This window comes from Bartonella rhinolophi, assembly GCF_036576165.1.
Classification (GTDB): Bacteria; Pseudomonadota; Alphaproteobacteria; order Rhizobiales; family Rhizobiaceae; genus Bartonella.
Genome location: NZ_JBAFWY010000012.1, coordinates 20,681 through 30,075 on the forward strand (window position 1 = coordinate 20,681; position 9,395 = coordinate 30,075).

General features: G+C 37.6%; 7 protein-coding genes. 6 read left to right on the plus strand and 1 reads right to left on the minus strand.

Annotation, left to right across the window (positions count from 1 at the left end):
- Positions 1 to 91 precede the first annotated feature (91 nt).
- From V5N67_RS06400 to dprA, 4 genes are read left to right on the plus strand one after another with little or no spacing between them, the layout of a single operon-like run.
- Positions 92 to 1,057, plus strand: a complete 966-nt coding sequence (locus tag V5N67_RS06400) for an aspartate carbamoyltransferase catalytic subunit (RefSeq protein ID WP_332061065.1) — start codon at positions 92 to 94, stop codon at positions 1,055 to 1,057.
- On the plus strand, positions 1,054 to 2,352 hold the full coding sequence (locus tag V5N67_RS06405; protein WP_332061066.1) for a dihydroorotase: 1,299 nt from the start codon (positions 1,054 to 1,056) through the stop codon (positions 2,350 to 2,352). The genes V5N67_RS06400 and V5N67_RS06405 overlap by 4 nt, the downstream gene beginning before the upstream one ends.
- An 8-nt stretch (positions 2,353 to 2,360) precedes the next feature.
- Positions 2,361 to 2,996: a glycerol-3-phosphate 1-O-acyltransferase PlsY gene (gene plsY / locus V5N67_RS06410; RefSeq protein WP_332061067.1), complete on the plus strand. Its 636-nt coding sequence runs from the start codon at positions 2,361 to 2,363 to the stop codon at positions 2,994 to 2,996.
- On the plus strand, positions 2,971 to 4,182 hold the full coding sequence (gene dprA, locus V5N67_RS06415; protein ID WP_332061068.1) for a DNA-processing protein DprA: 1,212 nt from the start codon (positions 2,971 to 2,973) through the stop codon (positions 4,180 to 4,182). Before plsY ends, dprA begins: the two co-directional genes overlap by 26 nt.
- Here the strand turns inward: dprA and V5N67_RS06420 are convergent.
- Positions 4,112 to 4,318, minus strand: coding sequence for a hypothetical protein (locus V5N67_RS06420; RefSeq protein WP_332061069.1), 207 nt, complete (start codon positions 4,316 to 4,318; stop codon positions 4,112 to 4,114). The genes dprA and V5N67_RS06420 overlap by 71 nt on opposite strands.
- Before the next feature lie 255 nt (positions 4,319 to 4,573).
- Between V5N67_RS06420 and topA the strand changes: the two genes are divergently transcribed.
- Together topA and rnr are read left to right on the plus strand one after the other, a co-directional pair.
- A complete protein-coding gene (topA, locus tag V5N67_RS06425) occupies positions 4,574 to 7,135 on the plus strand; it encodes a type I DNA topoisomerase (protein WP_332061070.1) in 2,562 nt (853 codons plus the stop codon).
- Between the two features lie 3 nt (positions 7,136 to 7,138).
- Positions 7,139 to 9,395, plus strand: a 2,257-nt coding sequence (gene rnr, locus V5N67_RS06430) for a ribonuclease R (RefSeq protein ID WP_332061071.1), incomplete at its 3' end; no start/stop codon positions are given.

Here is a 9,395-nt window from a genome sequence, read left to right on the forward strand (position 1 = left end):
ACTATTTGTCGTTTTGCAGTTAAAGAATACTTATCATATTTAAACAAATAGTTTTTTAATCTCTATTAGCAGAGAGAGAGAAAAGAATGCTATGACTCAAAATACTTTTTTTCCCATTTTCCCCTACCAACACCTTTTAGGTATAAAAGGTCTAAATATACAGGATCTTACTGCATTGCTTGACCGTGCAAATGCGAACATTAACCTTTCAAAAAAAATTGATAAAAAAAAATCTACATTATACGGATACACTCAAATTAATCTTTTCTTTGAGGCTTCCACAAGAACTCGATCCTCGTTCGAATTAGCTGGTAAACGATTGGGAGCAGATGTAATGAGCATAGCCATTGGCAATTCATCTGTAAAAAAAGGAGAAACATTGATTGATACAGCCACAACTCTTAATGCAATGAAACCAGATATACTGGTGATTCGACATAGTTGTGCTGGAGCAGCTGCTCTGTTAGCCCAAAAAGTTGATTGTTGTGTCATTAATGCAGGTGACGGTGCACATGAACATCCAACACAAGCTTTATTAGATGCCCTGACTATTAAGAAAACCAAAGGCCGTATAGAAGGATTAACTGTTGCAATTTGCGGTGATATTTTGCATTCGCGTGTTGCACGCTCCAATATCCTCAGTCTTAATACATTAGGAGCACGTGTTCGCGTTATCGCTCCTTCAACACTTTTACCTGCAGGAATAAAAAATATGAGCGTTGAGGTTTTTAATACAATGAAAGAAGGCCTTAAAGGTGCTGACGTCATCATGATGCTACGCTTACAACACGAGCGTATGACAGGTTCCTTTATCCCCTCTATTCGTGAATATTTTCATTATTTTGGTTTACATAAAAAAAACTTAGCTTACGCTAAAAGCGACTGCATTATTCTGCATCCTGGTCCAATAAACCGTGGTATAGAAATCGCATCTGATGTAGCGGATGGACCACAAAGCATGATTCAAACACAAGTAGAGATGGGAATCGCTGTGCGAATGGCTGTCATAGAAGCTTTATTGGACTCACGCCTTAACGGAAGTGGAAAGAAAAAATGACAAAGCCAATAGTTTTTCAAAACGCTCGTATTATTGATCCTTCACGCGCAATCGACGAAATCGGCACAGTTATTATTGAAAATGGACTAATTACAGCCGCTGGAAAAGAAGCTTTAAATCAGGGAGCGCCTAAAGACGCGGAGATTATTAACGCACAAAACAAAGCAATTTTACCTGGACTTGTTGATGCTCGCGTCTTTGTTGGAGGATCCGCAAATGAGTATCGTGAAACAATCCCATCAGCAAGTCAATCTGCAGCAGCAGGCGGTATTACTTCCTTCTTGATGATGCCAGACACGCATCCAATTATCGATAATGTGGCGCTTGTTCAATTCATTACGCATACAGTACAAGAAATGTCATCGGTCAATATTTACCCTATTGCTGCTATCACTCAAGGTTTCAACGGACAAAAAATAACTGAATTTGGTCTTTTAAAAGATGCAGGAGCAGTTGCCTTTAGTGAGGGGAAAAAAACTCTGCAAAATTCATCTGTTATGCAACGTGCAATGACTTATGCGTGTGATTTTGACATCACATTGATACACGAAACACAAGACAAGGATCTTACAGGACAAGGCGTTATGAATGAAGGTCTGCTAGCGAGCTGGCTTGGTCTTTCTGGAATACCCCGCGAAGCAGAAGTTATCCCACTTGAAAGAGATTTGCGACTGGCAGCATTGACACAAGCACGCTATCATGCTGCACAAATATCTACAGCTATGTCTGCTGATGCTATTCGTATAGGGAAGCAACGCAGTGCAAAAATTTCCGCTGGTGTATCTATTAATCACTTATCTCTTAACGAAAATGATATTGGTGAATATCGTACTTCTTTCCGTCTCATGCCCCCATTGCGTACAGAAGAAGATCGTATAGCAATGATTGAAGCCATAAAAGATGGAACGGTAGATATTATCGTTTCTTCTCATGACCCTCAAAATATTGATACAAAAAATTTGCCATTTAATGATGCCTCGACAGGCGCTATTGGCATGGAAACTTTACTAAGTGCAGCTTTACGCCTTTATCACAATAACGCTATCTCTTTGTTACGGTTAACTGAACTTTTGTCAACAACACCAGCAAAACTCTTTGGTCTTAATGCAGGAACACTTAAAAAAGGTGCTCATGCAGACCTTATTTTAGTTGATCTTGATGAGCCATGGGTAGTATCCACAGATAAGTTGTATTCACATTCAAAAAATACACCTTTTGAAAATGCCCGCTTTCAGGGACGTGTTCTTCAAACCTTTGTTAAAGGAAAATCAATTTTTAAACTTGATCAACAATAGGATTTCTCATGAATGTACTAGAAACACCCTTTCAGTTCTATACATTGTTTATTTTCCTCATGTCCTATCTCATTGGATCTATCCCATTTGGACTTCTTTTTACACGATTAGCCAAGCTTGGTGATGTGAGAAAAATTGGTTCTGGAAATATTGGAGCTACAAATGTTTTGCGAACAGGAAATAAGAAAGTTGCTGCTTTTACTCTTCTCTGCGATATATTGAAAGGAACTCTTGCTGTTCTTGTTGTAAAATTTTTAAATTATCCCATAGAAAATAATATCATTATTATTTTAGCTGGTTTTTTCGCTTTTTTGGGACACCTTTTCCCAATATGGCTTAAATTCAAAGGTGGAAAAGGCATCGCTACCTATCTTGGTGTATGCTTAGGATTTTATTGGCCAGCAGCAATTGTTTTCATTATTGTGTGGATGACATTTTTTTTACTTACTCGTTACTCTTCATTATCTGCACTTATTGCCGTTATTATCACTCCAATATTTGTTTATTTTTTCTATTCTTATCTTTATGCTTACTATATATTAATTGTGATGAGCATATTCGTAATTATAAAACATCATGCAAATATCGGTAGATTATTAATTGGGAAAGAAAGCAAGATTGGCGCTCAAAACGGGGATAAATAAAGGAATTTTGCTCACGGACCATCAACGTCTAAACTGGTTACGGTTGTTGCGTAGTGAAAATATTGGAGCAGTTAGTTTTCGCAATTTAATTGATCATTATAAAACAGCAGAAAATGCTTTAGAAGCTCTTCCTGAGCTTAGTAAAAAAGGCGGTCTTACTACATCTATTCGAATAGCAACATTAGAAGATGCTGAAAAAGAAATGGAAAAAGCCGAACGATTAGGTATTCGGTTTGTCGGTATAGGAGAGCCAGATTATCCAGCCTTTCTTAAAGTAACGGAAGCATCACCACCACTTATTGCCATAAAAGGAAATTTTTCGGTTTTTCAGAAACCTTCTATTGGGATTGTGGGCTCTCGAAATGCTTCAGCAGCTGGCAAAAAACTCACGACTCAATTTGCTCATTTTCTTGGCCATGCTGACTTTACGGTTATTTCTGGATTAGCTCGTGGAATCGATAGCATTGCTCATCAAGCAAGTTTGCTAACAGGCACAGTTGCAGTTATGGCTGGTGGAATTGATCACATTTATCCTCCTGAAAACAAAAAATTATACGAAGATATTATTGCCAACGGTGGAGCAATTGTCAGCGAAATGCCCATTTCTTGGAAGCCTCGTGCTATCGATTTCCCAAGAAGAAACCGTATTATTGCAGGTCTATCACTTGGTCTCTTGGTTGTAGAAGCTGCCATGCGATCAGGGTCTCTCATTACAGCGCGCCAAGCTACCGAACTGGGACGATTGATTTTCGCTCTTCCCGGTTCCCCACTCGATCCAAGATCAGTTGGTACAAATAACCTTATCAAAGACGGTGCCTTGCTTACCACGCATCCCTCTGACATCGTAGAAACACTTACACCCCTCATCCCGAATACCGTTAACCCCCAACTTAATCTTTTTGAAGAATCAAGCTCTCTTTTTCAACAGGAAAATTTAAGTTCAACGGATGTAAAAAGTGACAAAACCACTCACCTCGAAAGCACTACAGAACGCGCAGCCGTTCTCTCTGCTCTCTCGACAACCCCAATAGATTTAGACACGCTCAGTGCACATTCAGGCGTTTCATTGCAAAACCTTTACCTCTTGCTGGTTGAACTCGATCTTGCTGGCAAGCTTATTCGACACTCTGGTGGTTATGTGTCATTGTCGAGTTCGGATCTTCCCCAAGAGTTTCAGCGCTATTAAGAATACTTTGCCCCTCTTTGGCTACCATATCCAAAAGTAATGCTAAAAGTGGACTACGAGCTTGACGCGCCATTTGGTTCATTTGTTGTGACATATCTGTAATATATTGGATAACTTTTAAATGATTTATAAACATAATCTTCTATCCTTGAGTATTCTCCCCCACCTCTCAATAGACGTTATCTTTGTCTTTCGCCGTATTCTTTTGTATTAACTGTTGTATTAGCTGTAGAAAATAAATCTTATAGTTCTATATAGGGTGTATTTTAATAATAACAATCAAAAGTTGTATAATATAATATTTTTTATGTGCTCTTAACCAATTGCCATTAGCTATTCCTGCGAAAGGAGTTTATAAAAAGAATTTTTATTTCAACATTCGGGTAAAATTATGAATATCGTTATCGTTGAATCTCCAGCTAAAGCAAAAACAATTAATAAATATCTTGGATCTCAATATAAAGTAGTCGCATCATTTGGTCATGTCCGTGATTTGTCTGCAAAAGATGGTTCCGTTTTACCTGATCAAGACTTTGCGATGAAATGGGATATCAATACTGCTGCAGCTAAACGTTTAAATGAAATAGCAAAAGCAGTCAAAGAAGCTGATAGCCTCATCTTAGCAACAGACCCTGACCGTGAAGGAGAAGCTATTTCATGGCATATTTTGGATGTTCTTCACCAGAAAAAAGTTTTAAATGATAAACCCATTAAACGGGTTGTATTTAATGCCATCACCAAAAAGTCTGTGCTCGATGCTATGAATAATCCGCGTGATATTGATATATCACTCGTAGATGCCTACCTTGCACGGCGCGCGCTCGATTATCTTGTTGGCTTTACACTCTCACCTGTTTTATGGCGTAAACTCCCTGGTGCTCGCTCAGCTGGTCGCGTACAATCGGTTGCCTTACGTATTATTTGTGATCGTGAATCAGAAATAGAACATTTTATCAAAGAAGATTACTGGTCTATTACAACATACTTAAAAACTATTCGAGATGACAGTTTTTGTGCAAGACTAACAATGTTTAATCAAAAAAAGATTGGAAAACTTGATATTCAATCTCAAGAACAAGCAAATCAGATTCGCTTTATGTTAGAGGGAGCAGAGTATCGTACATTAAGTGTTGAAGCAAAACCCACAAAAAGAAATCCTTTCCCTCCATTTACGACATCCACCTTACAACAAGCTGCTTCTTCAAAATTAGGTTTTTCAGCTTCTCGCACCATGCAAATTGCTCAAAAACTTTATGAAGGCATTGAAATTGACGGTGAGATGGCAGGGCTTATTACTTACATGCGTACTGATGGTGTACAAATAGCACCAGAAGCAATTGATTCAGCACGAAAAGTAATTCATGAAACCTTTGGTAATAGTTATATTCCTGAAAAGCCACGTTTTTATTCATCAAAAGCAAAAAATGCACAAGAAGCACACGAAGCTATCCGTCCAACAGATTTTCAACGTACACCTAATCAAGTAAGTAGTTTTCTCGATAATGATCAAGCAAAGCTTTATGAATTGATATGGAAACGAGCTATTGCTAGCCAAATGCGTTCTGCTGAAATTGAACGTACGACAGTTGAAATTGAAGCACTGAAAGAAAAAAATCACGCAAATTTACGCGCAACAGGTTCTGTTATTCGTTTTGATGGCTTTCTTTCTGTCTACACCGATCAACGAGATGAAGAAAACAATGAAGAAAATGAATCAACACGTCTGCCACAAATAAATACTGGTGAAGCACTTACAAAAGAAAAGGTTGAAGCTACACAACATACCACAGAACCACCTCCCCGTTATTCTGAAGCTTCATTAATTAAAAAGCTTGAAGAATTGGGAATTGGTCGCCCTTCAACCTATGCATCCACATTAGCTACGCTTTGTGATCGTGGATATATTGTGATTGATAAACGAAAGCTTATCCCTGATGCTAAAGGGCGTATCGTTACAGCCTTTCTTGAAAATTTCTTTAATCGCTATGTAGAATATGGTTTTACGGCAGATCTTGAAGAAAAACTGGATCTTATATCGGATGGAAAACTTTCTTGGAAAGATGTTCTACAAGATTTCTGGGATGGATTTAATGCATCTATTACTAATATCCAAGAATTACGTATAACAAATGTTCTTGATGTTTTAAACGTAACATTAGCACCTCTTGCATTCCCTATGCGTGAAGATGGCAGCGATGTTCGTTCTTGTCCTCTTTGTACAAACGGGCAGTTATCATTAAAATTAGGTCGGTATGGTGCATTTGTTGGTTGCTCCAATTATCCTAGTTGCAAATATACACGTCAACTTGGCACAGATACAGGAAAAGAGAATGAAACTGTACACAATGATGAACCTGTTGTGCTTGGTGTCGACCCTAAAACAGAAAAAGATATCTCTCTTCGTAATGGCCGTTTTGGACCATATATTCAACTTGGTGAAGGTAAAGAGGCTAAGCGTGCAGGATTACCAAAAGAGTGGCAAGCAGAAAATATTACTCTTGATAAAGCTTTAGCTTTAATATCTTTACCTCGTGAAATTGGAATTCACCCTGAAACCGGCAAAGTCATCACAGCCACGATTGGACGATATGGTCCTTACCTTGCTCACGATGGGAAATATGCTCCCCTTTTACACGCGGATGAAGCTTTTGATATTGGCATCAATCGTGCTGTTACGGTGCTTGCAGAAAAACAAGAAAATAAAACAAAGCGGAGCAAAACTACAACCGCAGCACTCACTACATTAGGAGATCATCCAGATGGAGGAACTGTTAGCGTACGCAATGGACGTTATGGTCCATATGTTAATTGGGGTAAAATTAATGTAACATTGCCAAAAGATAAGGATCCAATTAATGTGACACTTTCGGAAGCACTAGAACTTATATCGGCTAAGGCATCTGCTAAAAAAACAGCATCTCCAAAAGCCCCTTCCAAAACGAAAGAGACATAAATTTTGGCTAAAGGCGAAAAAAAAACAAAATATTTTCAATTTTTGAATATGGAGCAGCTGCCCAGTAAAGAAGAGATTCTGACTTTTATTAAAAACAACCCTAACCAATCAAGCAAACGTGAAATTGCTAAAGCTTTTAACTTAAAAGATGATGCGCGCATCTGGTTAAGGGATATATTGCGTGATTTTAAGGATTATAATTTAATACCGAAACACCGTAAAAAGATAATAAATAAAGGAAAATTACCACCGGTTGCTTTAGTGAAAATTAGCGCGCGCGATGAAGACGGAAATTTTATTGCACAACCTTTTGAGTGGGAAAATGATCCAAAACCAAATATTGAAATATTTTCTTCTCATCGTATAAAAGGAACAAGCATTGGTGTTGGTGATCATGTTCTTGTAAAAATTTTTCAAAACAAAGTTTCTGAAAGCATCCCCTATATAGGACGAATTATTCGTAAAATTGACGTACCTCAAAAGAGTGCACTCGGCATAATAAAAAAATTAGAAAATGGCCAATGGCGGCTTGAACCTATAGAACGCAAAATTAGCGAGCTAATTATTGATACGCCCTCAGAAATTCATATGGAATCTGGTGATCTTGTTGAAGTCGAAATTAAAAACAGTACTGGTTATGGACTGAAAAGTGCAAAAGTAAAGAATGTTTTAGGACACATTGATAGCGAAAAAGCATTTTCAATGATTTCTCTTCTTTCAAAAGGAATCCCTTATATTTTTCCTGAAGATGTTCTTGAGCAAGTAAAAAATGCAAAACCTGCCAGCATAGATAATCGTGAAGATTGGAGGCACTTACCGCTTGTTACAATTGATCCACCAGATGCAAAAGATCATGATGATGCAGTTTATGCAACAAATGATGAAGACCTTGCAAATAGTGGTGGTTGGATTATCGTCGTCGCAATTGCAGATGTTTCTCACTATGTTAAATCAGGAAGCGCTTTAGATAAAGAAGCATTGAAACGGGGAAATTCTGTTTATTTTCCTAATTACGTTGTGCCAATGCTTCCAGAACGCATTTCTAATAATTTATGTTCTTTGCGTGAAGGAAAAGACAGACCAGCATTAGCGGTTCGTATGGTTTTTGATGCAAACGGAAACAAACAAAAACACAGTTTTCACCGTATTATGATGCGTGTGGTAGCTAAATTATCTTATCAAGAAGTACAATCAGCAGTTGATGGAAATATAAATGAAAAAACGGCACCCCTTCTCGCAAACGTCTTACAGCCATTATGGAAGGCTTATGCTACCCTCAAAACCGCGCGTAATCGTCGACAGCCACTAGAATTAGAAATAGCTGAAAAAAAGATTATTCTTAATCAAAATGGATCGCTTAAAGATGTTGTGATAGAAACACACTTAGAGGCGCATCGCTTAATTGAAGAATTTATGATACAGGCTAATATTGCAGCTTCTGAAACATTAAAAGAACATCATCAGCCCCTCATCTATCGAATTCACGATAAACCCTCTCTCGCAAAACAAGAAATATTACGGAATTTTCTCCATAGTTTAGGAATATCACTTTCTCGAGGAACAGAACTAACATCAGCACGCCTTAATGGCATTTTAGCAAAAGTTACAAATACTCAACAACAAGAATTGGTCAACCAAGTCATTTTGCGCTCACAATCTCAAGCTGAGTATAATCCAAAAAATATTGGCCACTTTGGTTTAAATTTGCGTAATTATACACATTTTACATCACCAATTCGTCGTTATGCTGACTTAATTATTCATCGAGCACTCATTAAAGCATTAAAACTAGGGAGTGATCAATTAGTAGACGCACAAGAAAAAAATCTTACAGAAATTGCCACACAAATTTCTTTATATGAGCGTCGTGCAATGATGGCTGAAAGAGAAACTATTGACCGACTTGTCGCGCAATATTTAACAAACAAAATCGGTCATACTTTCACAGGTCGTATTTCTGGAGTTACAAAAGCAGGTCTTTTCATCTCGCTAGATAAATTAAACACAGATGGCTTTGTACATATTTCTACACTGAAAAATGATTATTATCATTTTGATGAAGCGCAATATATCCTTATAGGAAAGCGTAGCCATAAAGGTTATCAACTAAGTGATATAGTAGAAGTAAAGCTTATAAAAGTACAGCCTTTTGCTGGCGCTTTATGCTTTGAAATATTAACAGAACCTCGTCCAATCGCTTTTTCATCTGCATCACATCATAAAACTAAATTAAAAACAAAAAAACGAAAACATAAATTTC